The sequence below is a fragment of the Enterococcus sp. HMSC076E04 genome (assembly GCF_001814285.1).
GTDB lineage: Bacteria > Bacillota > Bacilli > Lactobacillales > Enterococcaceae > Enterococcus_B > Enterococcus_B lactis.
On sequence record NZ_KV815638.1, the window covers coordinates 69,497 to 94,410 of the forward strand.

General features: G+C 37.8%; 27 protein-coding genes. 8 read left to right on the plus strand and 19 right to left on the minus strand.

Annotation, left to right across the window (positions count from 1 at the left end; all coding sequences use genetic code 11):
• Position 1: 1 nt before the first annotated feature.
• The 3 genes from HMPREF2961_RS14070 to HMPREF2961_RS14080 form a co-directional block, all read right to left on the minus strand.
• Positions 2-151 carry a teichoic acid D-Ala incorporation-associated protein DltX gene (locus HMPREF2961_RS14070; RefSeq protein WP_002292353.1) on the minus strand — a complete coding sequence of 50 codons (150 nt, stop codon included), beginning with the start codon at positions 149-151 and terminating at the stop codon, positions 2-4.
• A 405-nt stretch (positions 152-556) separates the two neighbouring features.
• Positions 557-2,599 (minus strand): ABC transporter permease, encoded by a 2,043-nt coding sequence (locus HMPREF2961_RS14075; RefSeq protein WP_002315427.1) that lies wholly within the window; start codon positions 2,597-2,599, stop codon positions 557-559.
• A complete protein-coding gene (locus HMPREF2961_RS14080; RefSeq protein ID WP_002310242.1) occupies positions 2,589-3,356 on the minus strand; it encodes an ABC transporter ATP-binding protein in 768 nt (255 codons plus the stop codon). The genes HMPREF2961_RS14075 and HMPREF2961_RS14080 overlap by 11 nt, the downstream gene beginning before the upstream one ends.
• A 319-nt stretch (positions 3,357-3,675) precedes the next feature.
• Here HMPREF2961_RS14080 and nrdD point away from each other — a divergent pair, with 319 nt between their 5' ends.
• Together nrdD and nrdG are read left to right on the plus strand one after the other, a co-directional pair.
• Complete coding sequence (gene nrdD / locus HMPREF2961_RS14085) at positions 3,676-5,865, plus strand: anaerobic ribonucleoside-triphosphate reductase (protein ID WP_002292349.1); 2,190 nt, start codon at positions 3,676-3,678, stop codon at positions 5,863-5,865.
• Positions 5,866-6,302: 437 nt separating this feature from the next.
• Positions 6,303-6,905, plus strand: coding sequence for an anaerobic ribonucleoside-triphosphate reductase activating protein (gene nrdG / locus HMPREF2961_RS14090; protein ID WP_002292348.1), 603 nt, complete (start codon positions 6,303-6,305; stop codon positions 6,903-6,905).
• 53 nt (positions 6,906-6,958) lie between these two features.
• Here nrdG and dinB read toward each other — a convergent pair whose 3' ends face one another.
• The 10 genes from dinB to dnaX all read right to left on the minus strand — a co-directional run bounded on the left by dinB (position 6,959) and on the right by dnaX (position 15,035).
• Positions 6,959-8,080 (minus strand): DNA polymerase IV, encoded by a 1,122-nt coding sequence (gene dinB, locus HMPREF2961_RS14095; protein WP_002310241.1) that lies wholly within the window; start codon positions 8,078-8,080, stop codon positions 6,959-6,961.
• A 108-nt stretch (positions 8,081-8,188) separates the two neighbouring features.
• Positions 8,189-9,061 (minus strand): 16S rRNA (cytidine(1402)-2'-O)-methyltransferase, encoded by an 873-nt coding sequence (gene rsmI, locus HMPREF2961_RS14100; protein ID WP_002315428.1) that lies wholly within the window; start codon positions 9,059-9,061, stop codon positions 8,189-8,191.
• A 68-nt stretch (positions 9,062-9,129) separates the two neighbouring features.
• Positions 9,130-9,477 (minus strand): DNA replication initiation control protein YabA, encoded by a 348-nt coding sequence (locus tag HMPREF2961_RS14105; protein WP_002288076.1) that lies wholly within the window; start codon positions 9,475-9,477, stop codon positions 9,130-9,132.
• Positions 9,470-10,294 (minus strand): PSP1 domain-containing protein, encoded by an 825-nt coding sequence (locus HMPREF2961_RS14110; protein ID WP_002292343.1) that lies wholly within the window; start codon positions 10,292-10,294, stop codon positions 9,470-9,472. Before HMPREF2961_RS14110 ends, HMPREF2961_RS14105 begins: the two co-directional genes overlap by 8 nt.
• A 35-nt stretch (positions 10,295-10,329) precedes the next feature.
• Positions 10,330-11,268 (minus strand): DNA polymerase III subunit delta', encoded by a 939-nt coding sequence (gene holB / locus HMPREF2961_RS14115; RefSeq protein ID WP_002292342.1) that lies wholly within the window; start codon positions 11,266-11,268, stop codon positions 10,330-10,332.
• Positions 11,269-11,281: 13 nt separating this feature from the next.
• Positions 11,282-11,611: a cyclic-di-AMP receptor gene (locus tag HMPREF2961_RS14120; RefSeq protein WP_002292340.1), complete on the minus strand. Its 330-nt coding sequence runs from the start codon at positions 11,609-11,611 to the stop codon at positions 11,282-11,284.
• A gap of 14 nt (positions 11,612-11,625) precedes the next feature.
• A complete protein-coding gene (gene tmk / locus HMPREF2961_RS14125) occupies positions 11,626-12,270 on the minus strand; it encodes a dTMP kinase (protein ID WP_002292339.1) in 645 nt (214 codons plus the stop codon).
• 63 nt (positions 12,271-12,333) lie between these two features.
• Positions 12,334-12,930 (minus strand): recombination mediator RecR, encoded by a 597-nt coding sequence (gene recR, locus HMPREF2961_RS14130; RefSeq protein ID WP_002292338.1) that lies wholly within the window; start codon positions 12,928-12,930, stop codon positions 12,334-12,336.
• Between the two features lie 24 nt (positions 12,931-12,954).
• Positions 12,955-13,269, minus strand: a complete 315-nt coding sequence (locus HMPREF2961_RS14135; RefSeq protein WP_002315430.1) for a YbaB/EbfC family nucleoid-associated protein — start codon at positions 13,267-13,269, stop codon at positions 12,955-12,957.
• 20 nt (positions 13,270-13,289) lie between these two features.
• Positions 13,290-15,035: a DNA polymerase III subunit gamma/tau gene (gene dnaX, locus HMPREF2961_RS14140; RefSeq protein ID WP_002315431.1), complete on the minus strand. Its 1,746-nt coding sequence runs from the start codon at positions 15,033-15,035 to the stop codon at positions 13,290-13,292.
• A gap of 214 nt (positions 15,036-15,249) precedes the next feature.
• On the opposite strand from dnaX, the gene HMPREF2961_RS14145 reads away from it, so the two are divergent.
• From HMPREF2961_RS14145 to HMPREF2961_RS15485, 4 genes are read left to right on the plus strand one after another with little or no spacing between them, the layout of a single operon-like run.
• Positions 15,250-16,497, plus strand: coding sequence for an SPFH domain-containing protein (locus tag HMPREF2961_RS14145; RefSeq protein ID WP_002315432.1), 1,248 nt, complete (start codon positions 15,250-15,252; stop codon positions 16,495-16,497).
• A gap of 24 nt (positions 16,498-16,521) precedes the next feature.
• Positions 16,522-17,706: a TFIIB-type zinc ribbon-containing protein gene (locus HMPREF2961_RS14150; RefSeq protein ID WP_002315433.1), complete on the plus strand. Its 1,185-nt coding sequence runs from the start codon at positions 16,522-16,524 to the stop codon at positions 17,704-17,706.
• Positions 17,703-18,500 carry a TPM domain-containing protein gene (locus HMPREF2961_RS14155; RefSeq protein ID WP_002315434.1) on the plus strand — a complete coding sequence of 266 codons (798 nt, stop codon included), beginning with the start codon at positions 17,703-17,705 and terminating at the stop codon, positions 18,498-18,500. Before HMPREF2961_RS14150 ends, HMPREF2961_RS14155 begins: the two co-directional genes overlap by 4 nt.
• 10 nt (positions 18,501-18,510) lie before the next feature.
• The gene (locus HMPREF2961_RS15485; protein WP_002315435.1) at positions 18,511-18,726 is read left to right on the plus strand and encodes a hypothetical protein; all 216 of its coding nucleotides are present in this window, start codon (positions 18,511-18,513) and stop codon (positions 18,724-18,726) included.
• 156 nt (positions 18,727-18,882) lie between these two features.
• On the opposite strand, the gene HMPREF2961_RS14165 is transcribed toward HMPREF2961_RS15485, so the two are convergent.
• Positions 18,883-19,539 carry a Crp/Fnr family transcriptional regulator gene (locus tag HMPREF2961_RS14165; protein ID WP_002289231.1) on the minus strand — a complete coding sequence of 219 codons (657 nt, stop codon included), beginning with the start codon at positions 19,537-19,539 and terminating at the stop codon, positions 18,883-18,885.
• Positions 19,540-19,731: 192 nt separating this feature from the next.
• On the opposite strand from HMPREF2961_RS14165, the gene HMPREF2961_RS14170 reads away from it, so the two are divergent.
• Together HMPREF2961_RS14170 and HMPREF2961_RS14175 are read left to right on the plus strand one after the other, a co-directional pair.
• Entirely contained in the window at positions 19,732-20,010 is a 279-nt protein-coding gene (locus HMPREF2961_RS14170; protein ID WP_002289230.1) for a hypothetical protein, read from the plus strand.
• A gap of 18 nt (positions 20,011-20,028) precedes the next feature.
• Positions 20,029-21,237 (plus strand): MFS transporter, encoded by a 1,209-nt coding sequence (locus tag HMPREF2961_RS14175; RefSeq protein WP_002315436.1) that lies wholly within the window; start codon positions 20,029-20,031, stop codon positions 21,235-21,237.
• A 76-nt stretch (positions 21,238-21,313) separates the two neighbouring features.
• Here the strand turns inward: HMPREF2961_RS14175 and HMPREF2961_RS14180 are convergent, their stop codons facing one another.
• The 5 genes from HMPREF2961_RS14180 to HMPREF2961_RS14200 all read right to left on the minus strand — a co-directional run bounded on the left by HMPREF2961_RS14180 (position 21,314) and on the right by HMPREF2961_RS14200 (position 24,897).
• Positions 21,314-21,679, minus strand: coding sequence for a DUF2512 family protein (locus HMPREF2961_RS14180; RefSeq protein ID WP_002289228.1), 366 nt, complete (start codon positions 21,677-21,679; stop codon positions 21,314-21,316).
• A 156-nt stretch (positions 21,680-21,835) separates the two neighbouring features.
• On the minus strand, positions 21,836-22,057 hold the full coding sequence (locus tag HMPREF2961_RS14185) for a DeoR/GlpR family DNA-binding transcription regulator (RefSeq protein ID WP_002315437.1): 222 nt from the start codon (positions 22,055-22,057) through the stop codon (positions 21,836-21,838).
• The gene (locus HMPREF2961_RS14190) at positions 22,050-23,300 is read right to left on the minus strand and encodes an MFS transporter (protein WP_002315438.1); all 1,251 of its coding nucleotides are present in this window, start codon (positions 23,298-23,300) and stop codon (positions 22,050-22,052) included. The genes HMPREF2961_RS14185 and HMPREF2961_RS14190 overlap by 8 nt, the downstream gene beginning before the upstream one ends.
• A gap of 724 nt (positions 23,301-24,024) precedes the next feature.
• Positions 24,025-24,333 carry a hypothetical protein gene (locus HMPREF2961_RS14195; RefSeq protein WP_130624781.1) on the minus strand — a complete coding sequence of 103 codons (309 nt, stop codon included), beginning with the start codon at positions 24,331-24,333 and terminating at the stop codon, positions 24,025-24,027.
• 42 nt (positions 24,334-24,375) lie between these two features.
• On the minus strand, positions 24,376-24,897 hold the full coding sequence (locus HMPREF2961_RS14200) for a glutamyl endopeptidase (protein WP_070705085.1): 522 nt from the start codon (positions 24,895-24,897) through the stop codon (positions 24,376-24,378).
• Between the last annotated feature and the right edge of the window lie 17 nt (positions 24,898-24,914).

A 24,914-nucleotide genomic window follows, 5' to 3' on the forward strand; every position in this document is an offset into this window, starting at 1 on the left:
CCTAAAATTCGTTATAGATAAATGTTCCTCCTTGAATATTTTTATAGTGATACAGGTAGATCAGGAACAGCAGTACCGCACTATAAAAAATTGTTCGAATGATGAATTTTCCCCAATAATTCAATTTTGGATTAGACCACCATTTGTTCATTGGATTCCCTCCTCATATAACCTCACACAAAGTGTAACGAATTTTGACAAAAAGAAACATGTGTCTAGCTTACAGAAACCGTTTTTTTACTAACAGTTTTGTCACATAGCTTTTATAAAAATAGCACATCAAAACACTGCTTTTTTCTTTATAATTTCTAGTAATTTTAAAAAATATAAAAAATAAAGAGGTTGTGACAAAAAGCGTGTCACAACCTCTTCTTCCAAATAAACGGTGTGTAAAAGCTTGCATCTGCGGTAATAAGTCCAGCCAAATCAAAAACATGGGAAACTATTTTTGCTTGGCTGTTTTTTATTACTTGATGCAGGACAGCTTTTTCACAATCTCTTCTTTAAACGGTGTTTAAAATTTAGTACTTTTTATTATCTTGTCTTATTCCGCCTGTCATTCCTCGATAATCCGACAATATAACTGACTCGTAATGACATAAAGCAAAAGATAGATAAGGATCAATAAGCCACTGACAAGATAAGCCAACCAATAATCGGCAGTTTTGATATACTGAGTGAAAACATTGATTGCAAATACTGCATGAGTGATTCCTAATATCATGGGTGGAAAAAAGGTAAGTGCGTTTTGCTCGAAAATCATCCTTCTAATTCTTCTTTGTGGTATCCCCAGTTTAGTCAATAGGTGATAATTTTCTTTTTCTTCCTCTGCTTCTGCTAATTGTCGAACGGTCAGAATACTGCCAGTAGCAATAATGACGATCATTCCGACAAACAGTGTGACAAAAATATTGATACCAATCCGCCGGTTGACTGCACGCAATTTTGAATAGCTGGAGGAGAAGTTCAACCGAGAACCTTCTTGACTAAATTGAGCTTCCTTCATTTTGTCATCTGGCAGTTTCTTTGTACTAATTTCTCCTTGCAGACGCCCATTTACGATATCATAAGAATAATAAATAGCATTGAGCCACTTTATCGACATTTCACTGCTCAGTCGTTCATCTATCTTTTCATTATTCCCACCTGACACATCCACATTGACTACTTGATAATCTACACCTTTTGCTTTTTCAAAAACGTTATCATCCACGACTAGCACAGGACTTAGATATACCATCGTTTCGTCACCTAATACACTTGGAAGCATTTGTTGAATCTTCAACTCTTGATTATCTGGCAATCCAATACTAGAACCATATAATGAAATATTCCGGAAAAGAGTTTGCATTTGATCAAGCAAAACAGTATAGTTAGGAGATTTCAAAGAAACGTTTGGCAAATCCGGATTAACTTTTCTGAAGGCTTGATATTCTGTTTCTGTGATCAGATTAGCAGTTTGAAACATAGGTTCTTCGAGATCTGGTCTGTAGATACTACCTATGACTTTATAATGCAAGGTGATTTCTTTAGTTATCTTCTGTCCTTCCTCTGCCAGAATAGGCTTGATTTTTTTTTCTGTCTCGACATCAAACTGATAGTCCATCGGGGAGGATACTTTCTCCTGATACGATAAAATAGTAGAAATACTAGCCGTACCGCCAATCGTCATTAAAGAAATTCCAAGAATGACTGTAATTAGAGAATTCGTCCGCCAGCTTTTGAGCAGGTGCACTTGTGTATTACCTATTATTAAAAAATTGATCCCATAGTAATAGAGCTTCCATTTACTCAATATGATCAAAAAGAGCCGAAATGTATAGCAGAAAAACAAATAAGTACCAATCACACAAATGAAAAAGATCAGAAAAGGCAAAAAGAGAATGAATGTCTCAAGGTAATGATGACTGATCATCCATGAAGTGATTTCTCTAAAATGACTAGCCCCAAAATATCCGCTCGTTAAAAGCAATAACCCAATGACAGCGAGTAATCGATGCCTTGTTCTGAAACGCATCGTTGAACTATCTGCTTGTTCTTTTTCTCCAAAACTTCGAATCATCGGGTAGCGCCAGATTTTCCATATCGAATACACAGATACTGCTAAAAGGATGATGAAAAAAGCAAATAAAGTATCTGCGACTGATGGAATGGAGATAAAAAACGGACTATTAAGATCCATATCCATCATTCGAACCAAAATCATGGAAAAGAGTTTGGAGAAAATAATGCCGAGCAATATCCCAAAGATACAGGCAAATAACCCAATTATCATGATTTCCAACACATATATACCTGAAATTTGTAGTTTGTTCATACCAAAAAGTTGATAGATACCTATTTCTTTTTGTCTTCTATTCAAAAAAAATCGGTTGGCACTGAATACGAAAAAAAGTAAAACGACAGTAATGATCAGTCCGCCAAAACTCAATCCACCATCTATCGAAGTATCTGGACTTGCTCTTCTAACTAAAGATTGATCATAAGTCATTGCGCTGAATGAATAATAAATCATCACGGATAAAGTCAAACTGAAAAAATAAACAAGATACCCTCGGGATTGCCGAAAAAAGCTTTTGACGGCTAGTTTATACAGCATTCATTTTTCCTCCTCCACCAATCGTCGCCTGCATGTCGATTACTTTTTCAAAGAATTCTCTTCTTGTCCCTCTTCTCACAACTTCTGAAAAAATCACGCCGTCTTTAATAAATAAAATTCTGTCACAGTAGCTCGCTGTATATGGGTCATGGGTGACTAACAAGATTGTCGCTTTTTCTTTTTGATTCATAGTCTGTAAATAATTCAACAATTCTGTGGCCGACTTCGAATCTAGAGATCCAGTTGGTTCATCTGCAAAGATTACTTGTGGCTGAACAACAAGGGCTCTAGCGGCTGCAATTCGTTGTCGCTGACCGACAGAAAGCTCATCTGGATATCGTTTTAGCAGTTCTTCTATATTCAACAATTGAGCTACGTGTCTTACTCTCTTTTCCATCTCTTCCTTAGTCATCCGTTCAACTGCTAGGGGCAATAGGATATTGTCTTTTGCATTTAAAGTATCGATCAAATTGAATTCTTGAAAAATGAATCCTAGTTTTTTTCGGCGAAAGTCACTGAGCTCACTATTTTTCATTTTTGTGATTTCTTTTCCTTGAATCAAGACACTACCCATCGTAGGCAAATTGATCGTGGATAAAATATTCATCAACGTCGTCTTGCCTGCACCACTTGGACCCATGATCCCAACAAATTCGCCTTCTTCTACTGTGAATGAGATATTATCTAAAGCTTTGACGGGAGAAAGTTTGCTACCGTAGCTTTTACTGAGATGTTTCACTTCGATCATCTTTTCCAATTCTTCTTCTCCTCTTTCATTTCTGTTTATTTGCATAGTAGCATATCTACGAACAATTTGCTCTTATGTTTTTGTCACTTTTTCTTAGCCTAAATAAAAAAATTTTATTCAATTATTTTATTCAGCTAAATTAAATATGCAAAAAACAAATCCATCAACTACAAGTTTTCACTTTTTTTCACAATAAAATATACACTACATATAGTATAGAAATCCAATTATACAGCGGATTGAATACTATATATAGCCGATAATTAGTTGCTCCTTCCTAAATTTTGTTTTATGATAGACAAGAACAATTTAGCAGGAGTTGAAGATAATGAAAGTAAATTATGAAGAGAAAACAGTCGTTACTCAGCAACCAGAGGCACACCAGATGAAAGTTATCAAACGAGATGGCCGCCATGTTGATTTCGATGAACAAAAGATCAACGAAGCACTAATCAAAGCTGAAAAGAAAATTCACGGCTCATTATCCCCACTTACTTACGAAAAAATCCAAATGATTGCAGACTTGGTTGTCCAAGAAATCAAAAGCCGGTTTGCTGAAAATGTCAAGATCTATGAGATTCAAAACATCGTGGAACATATCTTATTAGAAAAAAACGAATATGAATTAGCAGAAGAGTATATCAATTACCGTACAAAACGGGATTTTGCTCGCAGTAAAGCGACAGATATCAACTTTTCGATTGAAAAACTAATCAACAAAGACCAGACTGTCGTGAATGAAAATGCAAATAAAGACAGTAATGTTTTCAATACACAGCGTGATCTAACAGCCGGCATTGTCGGAAAATCGATCGGACTGAAAATGTTGCCGCCACATATAGCAAATGCCCATCAAAAAGGTGATATCCATTACCATGATTTGGATTATCATCCTTACACACCGATGACAAATTGCTGCTTGATTGATTTCAAAGGTATGCTGAACAACGGTTTCAAAATTGGAAATGCGGAAGTGGAATCACCTAAATCTATCCAGACAGCGACAGCACAAATCTCACAGATCATTGCTAATGTTGCGTCAAGTCAATATGGCGGCTGTTCTGCCGACCGAACAGATGAATTGCTGGCTCCTTTTGCAGAATTGAACTATAAAAAACATCTAAAAGACGCGGAAGAATGGATCGATTCGCCAGAACGCCAAAAAGAATATGCAAAAGCAAAAACCAAAAAAGATATCTTCGATGCTATGCAAAGTTTGGAATATGAAATCAATACCTTATTTACTTCAAATGGGCAAACCCCTTTCACTTCATTAGGGTTTGGTTTGGGGGAAAACTGGTTTGAAAGAGAAATCCAAAAAGCGATTTTACAGATCCGAATCAATGGATTAGGGAGTGAAAAGCGAACAGCTATCTTCCCTAAACTGATCTTCACTTTAAAAAAAGGTGTAAACTTAAACCCTGAAGATCCTAATTACGACATCAAACAACTAGCATTGGAATGTGCAACGAAACGAATGTATCCTGATATTCTGAATTACGACAAAATCGTCGAATTAACTGGAAGTTTCAAAGTACCTATGGGCTGTCGTTCATTCTTGCAAGGATGGAAAGACGAAAATGGTCAAGAAGTAAATGTCGGACGAATGAATTTAGGTGTGGTTACATTGAATTTACCAAGAATCGCGATCGAATCAAAAGGAGATCAGAACAAATTCTGGCAGCTATTGTCTGACCGTTTAGAAATCATGAAAGATGCGCTTCTCTATCGTGTAGAACGTTGTAAAGAAGCCATTCCAGCAAATGCGCCAATCTTATACATGTATGGTGCTTTCGGAAAACGTCTTTCACGTACCGATTCTGTCAATGAATTATTCAAAAACCGTCGAGCTACTGTATCATTAGGCTACATTGGATTATATGAAGTTGCTTCAGCTTTCTTTGGTGGCGAATGGGAAACAAACCCAGAGGCAAAAGCTTTCACACTTGACATCGTCAAAGAATTAAAAGCCAATGCGGATGCATGGGGTGATGAATACGGTTATCATTTCAGCGTCTATTCAACACCAAGTGAAAGTCTGACTGATCGTTTCTGTCGTTTAGATACAGAAAAATTTGGTATCATCGAAAATATCACAGATAAAGAATATTATACAAACAGTTTCCACTATGATGTGCGTAAAAACCCAACGCCATTTGAAAAATTGGAATTTGAGAAGGATTATCCAAAATATTGTTCAGGTGGATTCATCCACTACTGTGAATACCCTATGCTCCAACAAAACCCGAAAGCCTTAGAAGCTGTGTGGGATTTTGCATATGATAAAATCGGGTATCTTGGTACGAATACGCCAATTGACCATTGCTATCAATGTGGTTTTGAAGGTGATTTCAAACCAACAGAACGAGGCTTCGAATGTCCAGAATGTGGAAATCATGACCCAAAAACATGTGATGTAGTCAAACGTACTTGTGGTTATTTAGGAAATCCACAAGCTCGTCCGATGGTACATGGTCGCCACAAAGAAATTTCCTCACGTGTGAAACACATGAAATGAGGTTGTGAAAAAGCTGTCCTGCATCAAGTAATAAGAACAACTAAACAAAAATAGCTCCTCATATTTTTCGTTTAGTTGGGCTTATTACCGCAGATGCAAGCTTTTGAACACCGTTTAAGAAAGAGGTTGTGAAATCAGCGCCCTGACCTGAGTATTAGAGAAACAAAATGGAAAAATGGCTCCTCCTATTTTACCGTTTTTTGAGCTAATACCGAAGGTCAGCTGATTGAACACCGTTTATTCAGAATAAGAGGCTGCGACAAGTCTTTTTTCACCACCCTCTTTCGATGGCTTTGTATCTTTGAACATCCTCTATCAAAATAAGAACAAGCTTTCTTGTACAATGGATTTAGGTCAGGTTGTTCTTATTTATGTGGTCGAGTAGATTTTATCTTCAATAGCTATATCTTTGAACCTTAAATGAAAGAAGTTTTTTTATGAGAAATCCAAAACCAAAAGAATGGTTAGCAAAAGACTACAGTCAAAACTATATTGCTGACTACAAACCGTTTAATTTTGTCGATGGTGAAGGTGTCCGTAACAGTCTTTACGTTAGCGGGTGCTTATTCGCCTGCGAAGGTTGCTTCAACAAAGCGGCGCAAAATTTTCGATATGGCAAACCATTCACACCTGAATTAGAAGAACAAATCATCGCTGACTTGCGCAACGATTACGTACAAGGACTGACTTTATTGGGCGGCGAGCCTTTTTTGAATACAGATGTTTGTTTGCAAGTCGTACGACGTATCCGAAAAGAGTTCGGTACGACAAAAGATATCTGGTCATGGACAGGCTATACCTTTGATGAATTGCTACAAGATTCAGAAGATAAATTAGAACTCCTTTCGCAAATCGATATCCTTGTTGACGGACGCTTTGAATTGAGCAAACGTGACCTAAAACTACAATTTCGCGGAAGCAGCAACCAGCGAATCATTGATGTCCAAAAATCTTTAGAATCCAACCAAGTTATGATTTGGGAAAAATGTACGGATGCAACAGAAACCTATGAACAAATCAAAAAACAAGACTTGATATAAAAACAGCTTTGAGAGAGAAAACGGATTTCCATTTTCAACTCTCAAAGCTGTTTTTATATTTCTTGATTTCCCCATAACGGAAGGACGATATTTTCATAGGTCATCGGGTCAAGATTCGTCAAGGTGATTCCTAACAATCGGATCCCTTTTTCTACTCCCAAGATTTCCTCCCATATAAGACTTGCTTGATAAAAGAGCGCTTCTTTTTTATAGATGTATTCTGGCAATGTCACTCTTTTGGTCACAGTAGAATAATCCGTGTACCTGACCTTCAAAACCACTGTTTTCCCATGTTTTTGGACTCTTCTCAGTGCTTCTTCTACTTTTTCAGCTAGTTGGCGCAACTGAGCCAGCACGGCTTCCTCCGTTTGCAATGGCTGTCCATACGTATGCTCTTTTCCCACAGATTTTCGCTCTCTTGTAACATTTACTGGAGAATCATGGATTCCTCTCACTTTACGATAAAGAGAATAGCCCATTTTTCCAAAATTTCGAATCAACATCATTTCTGTGCATTCATATAGGTCTTTTCCTGTATAAATCCCTAACTCATGCATTCTAGGTACAGTTTTCTTCCCTACTCCATGAAATTTTTCAATTGGCAAAGCTTTTAAAAATGGCACAGCATCTTGAGGTGCAACTACTGTGATCCCTCTAGGTTTTTGATAGTCTGATGCTAATTTGGCCAAAAACTTATTGTAACTTACTCCCGCAGAACATGTTAGCTGGACTCTTTCCCAAATATCTGCCTGGATCATTCGGGCGATTTTGATGGCTGACTTGCAATTGATTTTGTTTTCGGTCACATCAAGATACGCTTCATCGATACTAACTGGTTCTACAATGTCTGTATAATGATAGAATACTTCCCGTACTTGTTTGGAAATCTCGCTGTATTTATGATGGTCGCCAGGCTTAAAGATGGCTTGCGGGCAAAGTTCATACGCTTTTTGTGCACTCATTGCTGAATGAATTCCGAATTTTCTTGCTTCATAATTTGCCGTAGTCACTACTCCACGCCCACCAGTGTCACTGGGATGTCTAGCAATTACTAATGGGTGCCCACGAAACTCAGGATGATCTCGTTCTTCAACAGAAGCGAAAAAAGCATCCATATCGATATGAATGATTTTTCTTGATGTATCATTATGTAAAGGAAATTGCAGCTCCATCATCCTCACCTCTTAGCCATTATACAGGAACGTTCGTTCGCATTCAAGAGATTTGAGAAGTTAGTAGCTGTTTTCCACATTGCCGCTTGATTGTATACTACTTATACTATTTCAGTCTAATTCGTGATATTGACGGTAAACTTCTTGTTTTTTCAGTCCATTTTTAAGCGCTACTGCTTTGATAGCAGCATTTGGCTTTTCGCCTGATGCAATCTTTGCTTCTACTTGTTCTTTTAAGGATCCCTGCTCTTCATCCACTTCTGTCCCTGTCGTTTCAAACAAATTTCCTTCTACAAGCAGACAACATTCCCCCTTTACTGGATGTTCTTCGATATATGCAAGTAGTTCTTCTGTACTTCCTCTAAGGTATTCTTCATGGATCTTTGTCAATTCTCGACACAAAACGACTTGGCGATTACCAAAAATGTCTAAGAAATTCGTCAACGTAGCTGTGATCCGATAAGGTGACTCATAGAAAATCAGCGTAGCTGTTTGTTCTTTTAGCTTTTCCAATGTTTCTTTCTGTTCTTTTTTCTTGCGTGGAAGGAAGCCATAAAATAAAAATGGTTGAGGCACTAGCCCTGAAGCAATCAAAGCCGTCATCCCAGCTGTAGGTCCTGGGATAGATATCACAGAAATCCCTTCTTTTATGCAGGCTAAAACTAGCTCATGTCCAGGATCGCTGATGGAAGGCATTCCTGCGTCACTGACTTGAGCAATCGTTTTTCCTTCTTTTAACAAAGCAATCAATTGAGGGACACGTTCTTTATAATTATGTTCATGTAAACTTTTTTGGGGTGTATGAATCTCGAAGTGATTCAATAATTTTTGTGTATTACGCGTATCTTCGCTTGCGATAAGGTCTGCTTCTTGTAGCATACGAACACTTCTGTAGCTCATATCTTCTAGATTTCCGATTGGCGTCGGTACAAGATATAAATTCCCGTATACTGGATTTCCTTTGAAACTTTTTTGATTATACATCTGTCACAATCTCCTTAATAAAAAAACTGGAGCAGTCTTTCTCCGCTCCAGTCTCCTCTTGTTATTGATCATCGACCGCTTTCGCGATAGATCACTTCTAGACAAAACGCACAAGGCTCGTCATTGTCCCGTCTTGATCCATATAAATCGTAGCAGACATGGAAGCCTTCTTCATAAATTTTTTCAAGATTCATACGAGACTTGGAAAGTTCTTGCTTCACATTTTCAGCTGGAGCTTGTGCAACTTGGTTCAATTCCCGAAGATGTTCTCGCAAACGTTGATTTTCCATCTCCAAAGTCGTATTTTTTTCTACGATTTCATGCAAAGCATGCTTCATTTCAACAAGTTCTGTTAATGTATTTCTCAACTCTGATTCTAACTGATTCAATCCGTCGTATAATGATCTCTTATCCATTTATCTCACCTACTTGGATAAATTCTTTCAATTCATCCCATTCATATTCGACAGGATTTTCCCGTCCAGTCAGCCGAATACTAACGATACGGCTAAGCAGATTCAACCCTACGACTTTCCCTTTACCATCAGGTGTAACAATTACTTTTCCAAAGTCAGGGAGTTCTTTTTTTGCTGTCTCGTATTCTTCGCTCTCATATTGTAGACAGCACATCAAGCGTCCGCATAAACCGGAAATTTTTGTTGGGTTCAAAGATAAGCTTTGATCTTTTGCCATTTTGATCGATACGGGCACGAAATCGCCTAAAAAAGAAGAACAGCATAATGGACGCCCACATGGACCAATTCCGCCTATTATCTTCGCTTCATCGCGTACACCAATTTGTCGAAGCTCAATACGAGTACGAAATACAGCGGCTAGATCCTTTACCAATTCTCTAAAGTCGATTCGCCCGTCCGCCGTAAAAGAAAAAATCAGTTTGTTTCGATCAAATGTATATTCAGCTTTGATTATTTTCATTTCCAGCTCACGCAACTGCACTTTTTCTTTTGCGATTTGCAATGCATCACGCGCATCTTCTTTATTTTTTTTGTCTTTTTCTAGTTCAGCTTTTGATGCTTTATGCAAGATTGGACGAATAGCTTCAGGAAGGTCATTGGGATCAATCTCTTTTTTAGGAAGGACAACAGTAGCAATATGTAAGGATTGCTGAGATTCGACTAATACCTTGTCATTATAAATATATTCAGAGTCTCCTGGTGCAAAATAATAGATATGACCTGCATCTCTATATCGGACACCTACTACTTCTACCATTTCCATCCTCCTTGATTCTCGTCCTCTGCGGCAAGCTAAAAAATCGTCTGCAAAACGAACTGTTCCGCAACAGCTTGAAAACCGACATTGCTACGTAGTTTCTGCTCTGCGATCAATATTCGTTCAATTATCTGGTTTATCTGTTTCACTTTGCCATATTCGCCTTTCGCTACTGCTTGACGCTGTGCTTCCTGATAATAAAACATCAGGACAGATAATCCTGTAAACTGCTGTGTTTTTTCTTTAAATGATTTCACTAATTTTTTTTGGACATAGATAAAGGCTTGAGTGTCTTGCTTTTGCAAGTAAACGAACCATTGATAAATCAAGTCCTTAGCATCATTAAACCATTCATCTTGAGAGATTTCAACTGCTTTTCCTAAACTGTTTGTTAAGAAAGCCAAAAGTTTTGATTTTTCTAATGGAATCTGCTCTTCTTGCAATCGATGGATCAATGCTTCTTTTGAAAGTTCTTGAAAATGCAGCACTTGACAACGGGATTGAATAGTAGGGAGAATCCTTCCTACTGCGTCTGTCTCTAATACCGCTAAAAAATCTCCCGGTGGTTCTTCCAAAAATTTCAACAGACTGTTTGCCGCACTGCTATTCATTTTTTCAGCTTCTTTAATCAAAAAAACCTTTTTTCTTGATTCATATCCGCTGCGACTGAATTCCGTCTGCAAACGTCTGATCTGGTCAACTTTGATTGTTTGTCCGTCCGGTTCGATAACCAGAACATCTGGATGTTCTTTCTTTTCGATCCGCTGACAATTGTTGCATTTTCCGCAAGGCTGATTGTCTTCCATTTGGGTACAGAACAGGTGCTGTGCGAGCCACACACCTACTTCATGTTTTCCTGTTCCTTTTTCTCCTTCAAAAAGATAAGCATGAGCGAGACGCCCATGCTCAAAACTCCGTTGAAGCTGCTGATACACGATCGGTTGCATTTGAGCCAAGTTTATTTCTTGATTCATAGCTCAGCTCCTCCTAAAATTGATGGAATCCTTCAACAGGTAAGACGAAGACTGTTGCACCGCCTACTTCTACTTCTACTGGATAAGGGACGCCCCCATCCATCGAGATATCCAATGTAACAGGTGTAGATACAAATTGTTTTCTTGATTCACACGTTTTTTTGATGATTTCCAATGCTTCTTCTACTCGATCATCTTCAATACCCACGATAAACGTGCTGTTTCCAGCCTTAAGGAAGCCGCCTGTCGATGATAATTTTGTGGCACGGATATTTGCATCAATCAATTCATTTGATAAACGGTTGCTGTCTTTGTCTTGGATAATCGCTAAAATAATTTTCATAAACGTTCACCTTCCTAGTTTTCAAAAAATTGCGGATATTGTTCAATAATTGTATGATAACTTGTTTGCAGCACTTCTTCAAAGCTTTTTCTTGCATCAACTTTGTGGATTCTTTCCGGATTCTCTTCTGCCAGCTTTAAGTAAGCATGTCGTACACGCTGGTGGAATTCCAAACCTTCCGAATCTAAACGGTCGATTTGGTTTTGTCTGTTTTTCTTGATTCTTCTTAATCCGGTGTCTGAATCTACGTCAAGATAAAGGGTAAAATCTGGCGTAGTACCTTCTGTAGCAAACTCATTCAACCGAGCAATCTCGGTAACGCCGATGCGTCGGCCTGCACCTTGATAAGCAAGAGAACTGTCGACAAATCTGTCGCATAAAACGATTTTCCCTTTTGCCAGAGCAGGCAAGACCTTTTCGACTAGATGCTGTCTTCTTGCCGCCGCATAAAGTAGTGCTTCCGTGCGTTCATCCATCCGATCATTTTTTGGATCCAGGATCACCGCTCGAATCTCTTCAGCAATCGGGATGCCTCCCGGTTCTCTTGTTTGAATGATTTCTGTTTTTGCTACTTCTTTCAAAAGAGGGAAAAGTTCATTCAAGATGCTGGTTTTTCCTGCACCATCAGGCCCCTCGATTGTAATAAATAGTCCGTTCACATTGTTGCCCCCATCTCTTATGCTGCTTCTATATTGTATCTGAAAAAACATTTAATTAGAAATTTATAACTCGCGTCTTCCTTCGACAGCTTTCAATAACGTGACTTCATCTGCGTACTCGATATCAGAGCCTACAGACAACCCATGTGCTAAACGTGTTACTTTGATACCGGCTGGTTTAATTAGACGTGAGAGATACATTGCTGTTGCTTCTCCTTCTGTTGTCGCATTTGTTGCGATGATCACTTCTTTTACATCTGCATCATGCAGCCGCTGCAGCAGCGAAGAAATATTGATATCTTCTGGACCTGTCCCTTCCATCGGTGATAACACACCATGGAGTACATGATAAAGTCCGTGATATTCCCGCATTTTTTCCATCGCCATTACATCTTTCGGCTCTTCGACCACTAGGATAATGCTGCGATCACGTGAAGGGTTTCTACATATTTCGCAAGGATCTTCTTCTGTGATGTTTCCGCAGATACTGCAAAAGTGTAAATCTCGTTTTACACTTAACAAAGATTTAGCAAATTCATTCACTACTTCATCTTTCATATCGATTGTATAAAACGCGAGTCTTGTCGCTGTTTTCTGGCCGATTCCTGGAAGTTTCATATAGCTGTCGATCAGTTTCGCAATTGGTTCTGGATATTGCATATTCATTACTCCTTCAGTTTAAAACTAAAATCCTGGTAACCCTTTTGCGTATTTCCCTAATTTTTTCTCAGTTTCCACATCAATTTGTGTGATTGCGTCATTGACTGCCATTACGACAAGATCTTGAAGCATCTCAATATCATCAGGATCAACGACTTCTTCATTGATTTGGATATCCTTCATGCGGCGATCACCTGTAAATACGGCTTTGACCAATTCATTAGTTGCTTTACCTGTAAATTCTGTTTTATTTAGCAGGTCTTGTGCTTCCGCCATTTCTTTTTGCATTTTTTGTACTTGTTTCATCATGCCTTGCATATTGCCCATTCCACGCATCATAATTATCTACTCCTTTTTTCTTAATCATCTACTACTGTAACAGCTTCGGAACCAAAAAGTTCCTCTGCTTTTACTACAAGTGTTTCTTCTGGTACTTCCTGTTCTTGAGGGAGTAATTCGATTTCTCCTTCTGATTCTTCAGAAGCAAAAGAATTTTCTGTTCCCTCTTCTTGTGCTTGCGTCAAATAATTTTTTCGAAGTTCTGGCCAACTTTCTCTTGTGATATAAACCGGATCAGGCGCATAGTCTTTGATCATTCGGCTTAAATTATTGTGTACCGAAAGCTGCAGTTCTTCGTCGTTTGCTGCTCTTTGACAAACAATCTCATAATCAAATGCAATCACTAATCCTGTAGGGCCAGCTGCAACTGGTTTACTTGCTTTAAGCATTGCCCGCTGAGTGACAGAGAGGCTCATCAGCAAATCTTCCCATACTTCTTTTACTTGGTTCAGATGCTGTCTTGTCGCTTCCCGCAGAACTTTATATACCCGTTCCGTCGGTACCCGATACGTACTTGTTTGTTTTTTATGATTCGTCTGCTGTACTGGCTGTACTTTTGTATTCGCAGTTCCTGTGTTACTGCGAAGTTCTTTGATTTCGTTTCTCAGTTCCTTGATCTCTTGTTGCAGCTGTTTTACGATCTGATCATCTGCTGATGCCATTTTTGCTGAAGGAACAGAAGCAGACGGTAGCTGTGCGAGTTTGACTGTAGCGACTTCCAAATAAATAGCGGCACTATTAGTAAATCGGATTTCATTTTGTGTATCGCTCAAAATCTTTATCATTGAAAATAGCTGATCCGCTGAAACAGTTTGTGCCAATTCTGTAAATGTACTTCTGATCGTACTTGATTGTTCCTCAACTAGATTGGGCGCTTGCTGATACATCAGCAGATCACGGCAGTATTGTAACATGTCCTCTAGAAAGCGACGTGATTCTTTGCCAGCTGCGAGAATTTGATTCAACGCTTCCAATGCTTCTGGTACTTCTTTTTTCACGCAAGCACTCAAGTAGCTGTCCATCATTTCGTCTGTCAAGCTGCCTGTTACTTGCATGGCATCATCTAAAGTAATCGTTCCTTCACTAAATGAGATTGCCTGATCGAGAATACTCAATGCATCCCGCATCCCGCCTTCTGCGGAACGGGCAATCACATTCAATGCAGCTGGTTCATAGCTGATAGTCGATTCTTTTAAGATAAATTCAAGATGTTCGACAATATCTGCCGTATTGATCCGTTTAAAATCAAATCGTTGGGTTCGTGAAATGATCGTAGCTGGTATTTTGTGAGGTTCGGTCGTTGCTAAGATGAATATGACACTTTCTTTTGGCTCTTCCAATGTTTTCAACAAGGCATTGAAAGCTCCTGTTGAAAGCATATGTACCTCATCAATAATGTACACTTTGTACGCTGCCTTTGTAGGCGCATAATTTGCCCGATCACGGATAAATCGGATTTCTTCGACTCCATTATTGCTGGCAGCATCGATTTCGATCACATCTTCTTGCGTACCAGCAGTGATTGATCGACACATTTTGCATTCGTTGCATGGTTCACCGTCTTTACTGTTCGGACAGTTGATTGCTTTTGCGAAAATCTTTGCTGCACTTGTCTTTCCGGTTCCTCTGGGTCCTGTAAACAAATAGGCATGTGAGGTTTTGTGGGAAACAATAGCATTTTTTAGTGTCTGTGTCACAGCTTTTTGTCCAACGATGTCTTCGAAACGCTGCGAACGCCAGACTCGATAAAGTGCTTGATATGCCATAAGGATCCCCCTTTTTTAAAAAATTCACTATCTCTTATTATACGTGATATTGGGGAAAAAAACTACTATCCTTCTCGGCTTTTTCAGGTATTTAATCAATACGCAAGTTTCCATTTCAATTCCGTCTCTAGTCCGAGAAGTTTCACTTCTTCCTATGGTATAATAAATAAACAATAATTGTTTGGCATTAGCTGAATCAGAGGAGGAATTTTTTATGGGTCTTATCAAAGCAGCAACAAGTATGGTCGGCGGCGGTCTGGCAGATCAATGGCTAGAAGTCATCGAACCAGACAATATGAGTGATACAACGGTTATGACGAAAGGTGTCAAAGTTCGCAAAGATGACAAACGTGGCTCCAATCGTAAAGGAACAGAAGATGTTTTAACAGACGGAACAGTCGTCCATGTCTATCCAAACATGATGATGCTTTTGGTCGATGGTGGAAAAATCATCGATTATACCGCTGAGGAAGGGTATTACACCATTAAAAATGACGCAGCTCCTTCCATGTTCAACGGAACACTGAAAGAAGCAATTGCTGAAACATTTGACCGATTTAAATTTGGTGGCGTTACACCGCAGAAACAACAAGTTTTTTATATCAACCTCCAAGAAATAAAGGGAATCAAATTCGGTACGAGTGCGCCATTGAACTACTTTGATAATTTCTATAACGCAGAATTATTCTTACGGGCACATGGTACTTATTCTATTCATGTCGTTGACCCGATTTTATTTTATACAAACGCAATTCCTAAAAACAAAACACAAGTAGAAATCAATGATATCAACGAGCAATACTTAGCAGAATTCCTAACAGCATTGCAATCAGCAATCAATCAGATGTCTGCGGATGGACAACGGATTTCTTATGTACCATCTAAGAGTCTGGAGTTAAGCAAATACATGGATACTGCACTGGATGATTCTTGGCGCGAGTTGCGAGGGATGGAGATCGTCTCTGTCGCTGTGGCCAGCATTTCTTACACAGATGATTCTGTGAAACTAATCAATATGCGTAACGAAGGGGCGATGCTAGGTGATCCTAGTGTGCGTGAAGGATACGTGCAAGGTTCCATTGCCCGTGGAATGGAAGCAGCCGGAAAAAATGAAGCCGGAGCAATGACTGGCTTTATGGGCGTAGGTATGGGAATGAATGCAAATGGCTCTTACCTTTCCCAAGCGGCTCAAAACAACCAAGAACAAATCAAGCAACAAGCTGAAAAACAAAATCAACAAGCCGCACAAGGGAATGCAGATACTTGGACGTGTCCAGTCTGTGGGACAGAAAATTCCGGAAAATTCTGTTCCAACTGTGGCGCTGCCAAACCAGTAGAAAACGCTCAGCCTAAGCTACAGATGCGTTGCAGCGAATGTAACGAAATTGTGGATCTTTCCAACGGTATCCCTAAATTCTGTCCAAACTGCGGCAAACCGTTTAAAGGAATCCCCGTTGATTAATTTATTGAGAAAGGTGTGCAGCTGATGGATGTTCTGACACATAAATGTCCTAATTGCGGCGGTCCGTTGACTTTTGATCCTAAAGACCAAAAATTTCATTGCGAATACTGCCTGAATATCTATACCGAAGAAGAAGTCAGCCAATATGAGCAGAAGCAAAAAGAAGCGCGTATGGCTGGCGAAGAGAACAAAGAAGAACCTTCGCCTACAGAAGATTTTACTTTTACAGCCCAAGAACAGCTTACCGACATGAGTGAAGCCGAGCGCAAAGCGTTTGACGAGGCAGGCGGTTTTTCAGATACAGCGGACGAAGCTGCAGGTAATACTGTAGCGATGGATCTTTTCCTTTGTCCCAACTGTGGTGCAGAGATTGTGACCGATGCGACCACTGCTGCGACTTATTGTTACTACTGCCATAATCCCGTCGTACTATCGGGACGTTTAAGCGGAGAATTCTTGCCAAACAAAGTACTTCCTTTTGCTGTCGAGAAAGAAGAAGCAATCAATAGATTTCTCGCTTGGACCAAGAAAAAATGGTTTGTTCCAAAAGCTTTTTTCAATAAAGACCAAATCGATAAGCTGACGGGTGTATATTTCCCTTATTGGGCTACAGATGCTGAAGTAGATGGCACAATGCAGGCAAACGGCACCGTTATCCGCATTTGGCGAATAGGTGACATCGAATACACAGAAACGAAGCAATTTGCTGTTTCAAGAGCAGGCAAGCTTTCTTTTAAAGAACTAGTAAAAAATGCCTTATCAAAAAATACGCAACAAAAGATGGTCGAAGGTGTGCAACCTTTCCCGTTAGATAAAGCAATTGATTTTAAAAGCCAGTATTTAGCCGGGTTCCAAGCAGAAAAAAGAGATATCGAATACGAGGCAATCAAATCGCAAATCCAATCTGAATTAAAAGACTATTCAGAGAAGCTGTTAAAAGATACTGCCAATGGGTATACAACATTGACAGGAGTCCGAACCTCTGCTTCAATCACAAATGAAGTAAATAATTACGTATTGTTGCCGGTATGGCTCGTTACTTATCGAAGCAATGACTCAAGTAAAAAAGTCTACTACTATGCAATGAATGGACAAACAGGAAAAGTCAGCGGTGTCCTGCCGATTAGCCAGAAAAAATTAGGACTGACTGCTCTTGGGATTTTCGTTGGATTAGCGATCCTCTTTCTGATCGGAGGTTACTTGATATGATGAAAAAATTCTTTTTGTTCTTTCTTTTGCTAGTAAGTGTTAGTTGGCCAGTGGCTACTCATGCGGATACAGCGACGGTAAATGACGAGGCTGGGTTGTTCACTACAGATCAAATCCAATCTTTGGAACAACAGGCAGAAAAGCTGAATGAAAAAATCAAAGGACGAGTCTTGATCGTCACAACTACTTCTAATTCAGAAGAACCAAGAGACTTTGCCGATAATTACTTAAGAAAGGCAGTCGGAAATGATCAAAATGGCTCAGTTTTGCTATTGGATATGGGACAGCGTGAAATCTACATTTCGACTTCTGGTAATATGATCGATTATTTGACTGACAGTAGAATCGATTCGATCTTAGATGATGTTTATGATCAGATGACGAATGCTGCCTACTACGATGCTGCAAAAGCGTACTTGTCTAAATCAGCCACATATGTGGAAGACGGAGTTCCAGGAGGACATTATCGTGTAGATGAAGAAACTGGCAAAATCACACGCTATAAAGTTTTGACGACAGTGGAAATCATCATTGCTGTTGTTTTGGCTCTTATCCTTAGTCTTGTCTTTTATTTTGTGACTGTTTCGCGTTATCAATTGAAATCAGGCATCTACAAATATCCGTTCCGAGAAAAATCCAGTATCAAATTAACTGAAAAAACCGATCGTCTGACAAATTCTTTTGTCACGACAAGAAGAATCCCCAAAAGCCCACCTCCTGGAAGCGGCGGTGGCGGAAGTACTACCCACTCTAGCGGTGGCGGGACTTTTGGCGGTGGCGGAAGAAGTTTCTAAAAATAGCTAAATGAATGTTCGCAAAAAGGGCTGTGACACGATTTTTGTCACAGCCCTTTTGTTGCGAATAAACGGTGTTCAAAAGCTTGCATCCGCGGTAATAAGTCCAGCCAAGTTAAAAACATTAGGAGCTGTTTTTACTTGGCTGTTCTTATTACTTGATGCAGAACAGCTTTTTTACAATCTCTTGGTAAACGGTGTTCAATCAGCTGACCCTCGGTATTAGCTCAAAACGCTGATTTCACAACCTCTTATTCACGGTGTTCCAGAAGTAGCTTCTTCGGAAATAAGCCGAAATTTGTCAAAAAATTTGAGTAACAATTTTCGGAAATTCCTTCTTATTTCTTGAAGCTGACCACTTCTGTCACAACCTCTTTGTTCATCAAAAGATAATATTGTCTTCTAACAAGTCCATATTCAAAATAACGATATGATGATCTTTCACTGTGATAATACCATCTTTTTTCAACTGCTTTAAAATTCTGTTCACACTGCTAGCAGTTGAAATACCACAAAATTTGGCGATTTCTTCATTTGTGATCGAAAAATCGATCAGCATCCCCTCTTCTGTTCGCACACCGAATAAATCATATAATTCGTAAAGTTGCGTACAAACAGCTCCCAGTTTTCCATTTAACAGCATTTGTTGCATTTTTTTCATCGAATAAAGCAAGCGATAGCGGTAATACTCTTTTACATAGTGTTGCAGCTTTGGATCTTGGTTGATATTTTGCCAAAATCGCACACGATTGATTCGATAAAACTCTGCATATTCTGATTCAACTCGAATATTATACGGCGAATCGATGAATTGTGAATATTCGTCTTTTAAAAGAGAGACGATTTCAAGATCTTTGATATAGCGAAGGTTAAATTCTCTCCCATCATTTGAAATAACACTTGCTTTTACCGTTCCCTCTTTCAAGATATACGTATGGGAATCTTCCATCCCTTCGAATGTCAAATATTTATGATATCCTTTGCGTATTATCGGAAAATCATTTTTATCCAAATATTCCTTTAAGACTCTACTATCCAATGATGCTCCCCCATCCAAACTTTCATCTAAAAAGATCATACAGTACTTTAAAACTTTTTAAAGTCCAAAGGTATTTTACTAATGATATTAACATTTGTTAAGTACCTTTTTCTATCACTTATGCGATTTTTTTCCTTTTTTTTATTCGTTATACTGCAGAAGTAAAATTTTTTAAGAATAGAGGGAAAAAACATGAATTACTGGATGAACACAATCATTAATCGATTAGAAACAGCGTATCAAACAAGATTTGACATGAAAGCTTCTTTAGTCTTTTTAAATGATGCGTATCAAAACTCGATCGAATTGATCAAAGCAGTGGATGAGAATCCAACAAACGAATGCGAAGAATTTTTAAACCTGTTTATGTCTACACGGGATTTATTTATTCGCCAACTTGTTGATCGCTATCCATCCAATTATCACGATGTAGAAGTCCAAATACAAAAATTAAAAGCATATTCAGCTTAAGGGGAATGTATAACATACATGGAAAAGAAATTATTTAATAAATATTTTATCGGAATCACATTGATCAATTTTATTGTCTACCTAATTTATTATCTGTTGATGGTCATCATGGCAGTCATTGCGCAAGACACATTACACGCCAGCTTGAGCCAAGCAGGTTTTGCTTCTGGAATATATATCATCGGAACATTGCTGGCACGCTTATTCATGGGGAAACAGTTAGAACTATTTGGTCGGAAGTTTACCTTAAGAGGCGGCGCGATTTTCTATCTTCTGACAACATTAGCTTATCTTTATACACCAACTATCGGGGCATTGTATTTAGTTCGATTCTTGAATGGATTTGGTTACGGTACAGTTTCTACAGCTACAAATGCTATCGTTACTGCATATATCCCTGCATCTAAAAAAGGGGAAGGCATCAATTATTACGGATTAAGTACTAGTTTAGCTGCCGCTGTTGGACCATTTTTAGGAATGATTTTGCTGAACATGACTGACTTTCGTTTCATTATTTGGTTTTCAATTGTACTGGTCTTCTTTGTTACGATTGCCTGCCTTGTCTTTCCTGTAAAAAATATTCCATTATCTGAAGAACAAAAAACATCTCTTCGTTCATGGAATATCAATAGTTTTATTGAAAAGAAAGCACTTTTCATTACAGGAATCGCCTTTTTGATGGGTCTTTCTTATTCAAGTGTTTTATCATTTTTATCTTCTTATACAAAAGTAATCCACTTAGTTGCTGCTGGGTCATTTTTCTTCGTCGTATATGCTTTGGTCATCACATTTACACGTCCATTGACTGGAAGGATTTTCGATGTCAAAGGAGAACAATACGTGATGTATCCTAGCTATTTATTCTTAACAGCAGGATTATTTTTACTGAGTGTAACGACGAATAGTGTGACATTGCTTATTTCTGGAGCATTAGTCGGCTTAGGTTATGGTACGTTCATGTCAAATGGACAAGCTGTCTGTTTGAAGATCGTAAAAGAACACCGCATCAGTATTGCTTTGTCTACCTACTTTATTGGTTTAGACCTAGGCTTAGGGGTTGGTCCTTATTTGATGGGGATGCTAAAATCTCTTACTTCATTTAGAGGATTGTATGTGATTGCCGGAGTCATTCCATTGATATGTACAGCGCTCTATCTTGCTAATGGACGAAAACATAGTCATGAAGCAGAAGGCGAATTGATTGAATCATTGAAAAATGAAATTTGATCTTGATGAATAGATAAAAAAACCGTTCAGATCTGAAAATGATCTGAGCGGTTTTTTGATAAAAACAACTGATGCTTTATTCCATTTTTCGTTCGTCTGGTACGATTCCTTGACTTAACAACCACTTGTGGAAGAACCATTCTGCCACACCGATCAATAGAGCAGGAATCAAGACTTTCATCCAAATATCGACTGTATCATTCATAAAGTATAGATAGAGCCACAAGATAACTGCAGCTGAACCAGCATCTGCGATCGTCGCTGCGATGTTCCCTACTTTACGTAAGATCAACAGATCCCCTAGCACATAGATCATCACTACGATAATTACTCCAACAATCGTTGAATCCATAAAGCTAACACCGTATAAACCGGTCAGCACGACCCACAGAATTGCCCAGATCATGATTGCCTTCACTACCAACGCCTTCACATGTTTCATTTTCTGCACTCCTTTCTCCTGGATAAAAAAGTAAGATTATCTAACAAGATAACCTTTTCATTATTATACCATCGGCTAAGAGAAGCGAGCAAAGATAAGGTCCTATCTAAGAAAATGAAAAAATGGGAAAACACCTTAGAATATTCACGCAATAATTCATCCATACAGACATTCGATATGGTGTTCCTTTACTTTCTCATACTGTTCTTTTGCCAGTTCGTTACTTGTCACCAGATAATCGATTTCATGAAAAGCAATGGCTTGATGCATGAATTTATGTGCGATTTTTTGCTGTGTAACTAAAACGGCAAGCCGGTCTGCTTGTTTTCTATTTTTAGGTAAATGGTTTTTTACTAGAAATAAGTCCTCATCATTCAATCGAACTTTTTTTCCAAGCTATTAAGATGGGAGAAACAACAGTTAAAAAAAGAAGACCACTTAAGGATACTACAGAAATAAGTCCTATGGTTTGGATCAAAAATCCATAAATAATATAACCTAAAGAGACAAAAATATTAGACAAATAATTAATTGTACTAATCGCTTGAACCTTCTCTTCTTCTGGGAATTGGGCCAAAAAATGCTTCATGGAAATGATAGTAAAAATTGCTGTTATTGCTGTAAATAAACTATATATTACAAAAAAATTATTCAAATAAGATTCATAAAACATAAGAATAATGAAAAAAAGTAAGAAAAAACCTGAAATCAACAGACTAGATATTCTTAGCACAAATACATCATTCTTTTCTTGATAAATTCCCAATGCAATAAAAGAAAAAATCCCTTCGATTACTGTGATAATAGTCATAGATAAGCCAATCACTACCGAAGACGATAAATCAATTTGATCAAAACTGTAAATCATTATGACGTCTTTATTTGATAAGAATACCATGCTAGAAACAATCAAGATAAGTAGAAGTGGAGCCAATTGCTTTTGACTTCTTAAGTCGCCTAATTTATTTCTGTAAATTTCTAAAAAACTTACTTTGTCAGTCAATTTATTTTCTTTCGGGCGAATAGTCATAGAAAAACAGAAACAACTTGTTGTTATAAAAGTGACCGATATAAAAACAATTGTTCTTTCTATGGACCAGATACTATAGATGATTCCTCCAATTAAAGGAGATAAAATTTTCATTATTAGAACCATCATTTGAGTGGAAGTCGCTGATATTTCAATCATATCTTTATCCTCAAATATTTCTGATAATATCGGTATACAACCACCTAAATAGAAGACCTCAAAAATTCCAAGGCCAACAAGCAAAACGACAGGCACTATAATTGAAGTTATTTCCATTGAACTGTACAAAAAATAGATTATTATGCCTAAAAATCCTACAGCGACACTAGAAATTCCCATAATGTACCTTTTGTCATATTTTTCATTAATGAATCCGGATATCGGAGAAAATACAATATTAAAAATACTAGAAGCTGCTACTGCTACAGAGAATATGAGCGCTGATCCTGTTTCTCTTAAAACATCTAGCACTAAAATAAATTGCAGAACTTGACTACTCATAAATAGAATCATTGTTGCTAGAGAATTTTTTAGGTAATTTTTTTCTTTCTTAATATTAATTATTTTTACCTTCACTTTGTTTCCTTCCATCTTCTTCCCTCCTAATATTCAGCTATTATGGATCTTATTCTTCTTTTGGATCAATCAGTTTTTCACACTAAATGGCTACGTGTATTGCTTAATATAAAAATAAATAACACAACATTTTTTTGATAAATAGTTTAAACTTCGTTTTTATCCAACAAAAATCATAACATACTCAAATTATATTTACTATATAACTTATAAAAATAACAAATAAAAAAACAAACGAACATCCATTACTATGATGAATTCGCTGACAACACTTAATTGCTATAAACTTGAATACAAAAAACAGAATCCTCTTAAAGAGAATCTCGTTAAATATCGATACCTCAATTTGAATCTATCAATGGATCGAAAACAATCAGTTCTTCTGCGATCAATTGATCAAACCTCATAAAAAAACTCTCCCCCCACAAAAAAATGTTAACGTTTTCTTGAAGCTGAGGTCAGTATAGTATCGCTGGCTGCACCGTTCAATATTATGAATGAACAGAGGAAAAAGACCCATCATTCGCGTGTATAAGTCATTAAAATGAACGATTCAGCTCACAAACAATCGCAAGTCTATAACAAAACAAAAAGCCTTCCTTGAAAGGAAAGCTTAGCTTCTAATTTTAGGTAAATGGATTTTTACTTCGAAATCCCCCCTCTTCATTTCGTTAATATAAGGTGTTTTTATCAAGTGGATAATTAAAACTATATATTAGTTTTTTCATTGTTTTGTGCATTATGATGTAAAAAAAATATAAAGTTCTTGTCTTATAGCAAGTGCTTGATTCATTGAACCTTGTCTATTCAGGGTAGTAGTTATGCCTACAAGAGCAGAATTTTGAATGATTGGTGCTCCTATAGAACCATCTGAAATAGTAATATCGTGAAATAACAATTCTGGTGTATTAATTACTACAGTCTCGTTTCCCCACATTGTCTGTCCAAACAGATTACCAGTATAGCTCACAATATTAGATTGAGCAATTCCTTCCACTGGCACCGCATAATTTAAACGGCCAGATACTTCTTCTAATGAACTATTCATGGTTATATATCCCATATCATAACGAGAATCACCTTTATTTGTTCAACCTTGCATTGAACTGAATCTGTATCCTCCATTTTGTCCAGATGAAGGATCATCTGTAAGTGTTCCTCTTCCATCTTGACTAGCAATCCATATTAAACTCGACATTGCCCATCCATTAAACTGGTCTTGAGAGTATACCATACTCCCCGCGGTAACGAATCTATTTCCATCAATCAGAGCTCCTGTGCCTTGTTTCGTATAGATCGATATGCCATCAAAAAAGTATGTTTCCAAATAACCACATTGTTTATACGGCGATAAGTTAGTGTCAGCTTTAATTCTGTTATCTGCTTGTATAAGTTTACTAGGTAATTTGGGGCTCTTTTTTATTCCATCTTCTGTAAGAAATCCTTTGAAGAATATATGAGAATTCCCTGTAGATTCACGCATATATTTAGTAAAATCTTCTGATCGTTCAGTAGGATTATTCCCTTTTGGTATATAATGGATATTACTTTCATAAGATACTTTTTTGTTTAATTCATTTTCAGTAGACATCGCATAGAGAGTGTAAAATATTTTGTGTAAATAGAAAA

What these genes read in the sequence shown, in the direction of transcription:
- HMPREF2961_RS14070 (WP_002292353.1), bottom strand. Translation starts at nt 151, where the DNA reads ATGAACAAATGGTGGTCTAATCCAAAATTGAATTATTGGGGAAAATTC.
- HMPREF2961_RS14075 (WP_002315427.1), bottom strand. Translation starts at nt 2,599, where the DNA reads ATGCTGTATAAACTAGCCGTCAAAAGCTTTTTTCGGCAATCCCGAGGG.
- nrdD (WP_002292349.1), top strand. Translation starts at nt 3,676, where the DNA reads ATGAAAGTAAATTATGAAGAGAAAACAGTCGTTACTCAGCAACCAGAG.
- nrdG (WP_002292348.1), top strand. Translation starts at nt 6,303, where the DNA reads ATGAGAAATCCAAAACCAAAAGAATGGTTAGCAAAAGACTACAGTCAA.
- dinB (WP_002310241.1), bottom strand. Translation starts at nt 8,080, where the DNA reads ATGATGGAGCTGCAATTTCCTTTACATAATGATACATCAAGAAAAATC.
- rsmI (WP_002315428.1), bottom strand. Translation starts at nt 9,061, where the DNA reads ATGTATAATCAAAAAAGTTTCAAAGGAAATCCAGTATACGGGAATTTA.
- HMPREF2961_RS14105 (WP_002288076.1), bottom strand. Translation starts at nt 9,477, where the DNA reads ATGGATAAGAGATCATTATACGACGGATTGAATCAGTTAGAATCAGAG.
- HMPREF2961_RS14110 (WP_002292343.1), bottom strand. Translation starts at nt 10,294, where the DNA reads ATGGTAGAAGTAGTAGGTGTCCGATATAGAGATGCAGGTCATATCTAT.
- holB (WP_002292342.1), bottom strand. Translation starts at nt 11,268, where the DNA reads ATGAATCAAGAAATAAACTTGGCTCAAATGCAACCGATCGTGTATCAG.
- HMPREF2961_RS14120 (WP_002292340.1), bottom strand. Translation starts at nt 11,611, where the DNA reads ATGAAAATTATTTTAGCGATTATCCAAGACAAAGACAGCAACCGTTTA.
- recR (WP_002292338.1), bottom strand. Translation starts at nt 12,930, where the DNA reads ATGCAATATCCAGAACCAATTGCGAAACTGATCGACAGCTATATGAAA.
- HMPREF2961_RS14135 (WP_002315430.1), bottom strand. Translation starts at nt 13,269, where the DNA reads ATGATGCGTGGAATGGGCAATATGCAAGGCATGATGAAACAAGTACAA.
- dnaX (WP_002315431.1), bottom strand. Translation starts at nt 15,035, where the DNA reads ATGGCATATCAAGCACTTTATCGAGTCTGGCGTTCGCAGCGTTTCGAA.
- HMPREF2961_RS14145 (WP_002315432.1), top strand. Translation starts at nt 15,250, where the DNA reads ATGGGTCTTATCAAAGCAGCAACAAGTATGGTCGGCGGCGGTCTGGCA.
- HMPREF2961_RS14150 (WP_002315433.1), top strand. Translation starts at nt 16,522, where the DNA reads ATGGATGTTCTGACACATAAATGTCCTAATTGCGGCGGTCCGTTGACT.
- HMPREF2961_RS14155 (WP_002315434.1), top strand. Translation starts at nt 17,703, where the DNA reads ATGATGAAAAAATTCTTTTTGTTCTTTCTTTTGCTAGTAAGTGTTAGT.
- HMPREF2961_RS15485 (WP_002315435.1), top strand. Translation starts at nt 18,511, where the DNA reads ATGAATGTTCGCAAAAAGGGCTGTGACACGATTTTTGTCACAGCCCTT.
- HMPREF2961_RS14170 (WP_002289230.1), top strand. Translation starts at nt 19,732, where the DNA reads ATGAATTACTGGATGAACACAATCATTAATCGATTAGAAACAGCGTAT.
- HMPREF2961_RS14175 (WP_002315436.1), top strand. Translation starts at nt 20,029, where the DNA reads ATGGAAAAGAAATTATTTAATAAATATTTTATCGGAATCACATTGATC.
- HMPREF2961_RS14180 (WP_002289228.1), bottom strand. Translation starts at nt 21,679, where the DNA reads ATGAAACATGTGAAGGCGTTGGTAGTGAAGGCAATCATGATCTGGGCA.
- HMPREF2961_RS14190 (WP_002315438.1), bottom strand. Translation starts at nt 23,300, where the DNA reads ATGGAAGGAAACAAAGTGAAGGTAAAAATAATTAATATTAAGAAAGAA.
- HMPREF2961_RS14195 (WP_130624781.1), bottom strand. Translation starts at nt 24,333, where the DNA reads ATGAATAGTTCATTAGAAGAAGTATCTGGCCGTTTAAATTATGCGGTG.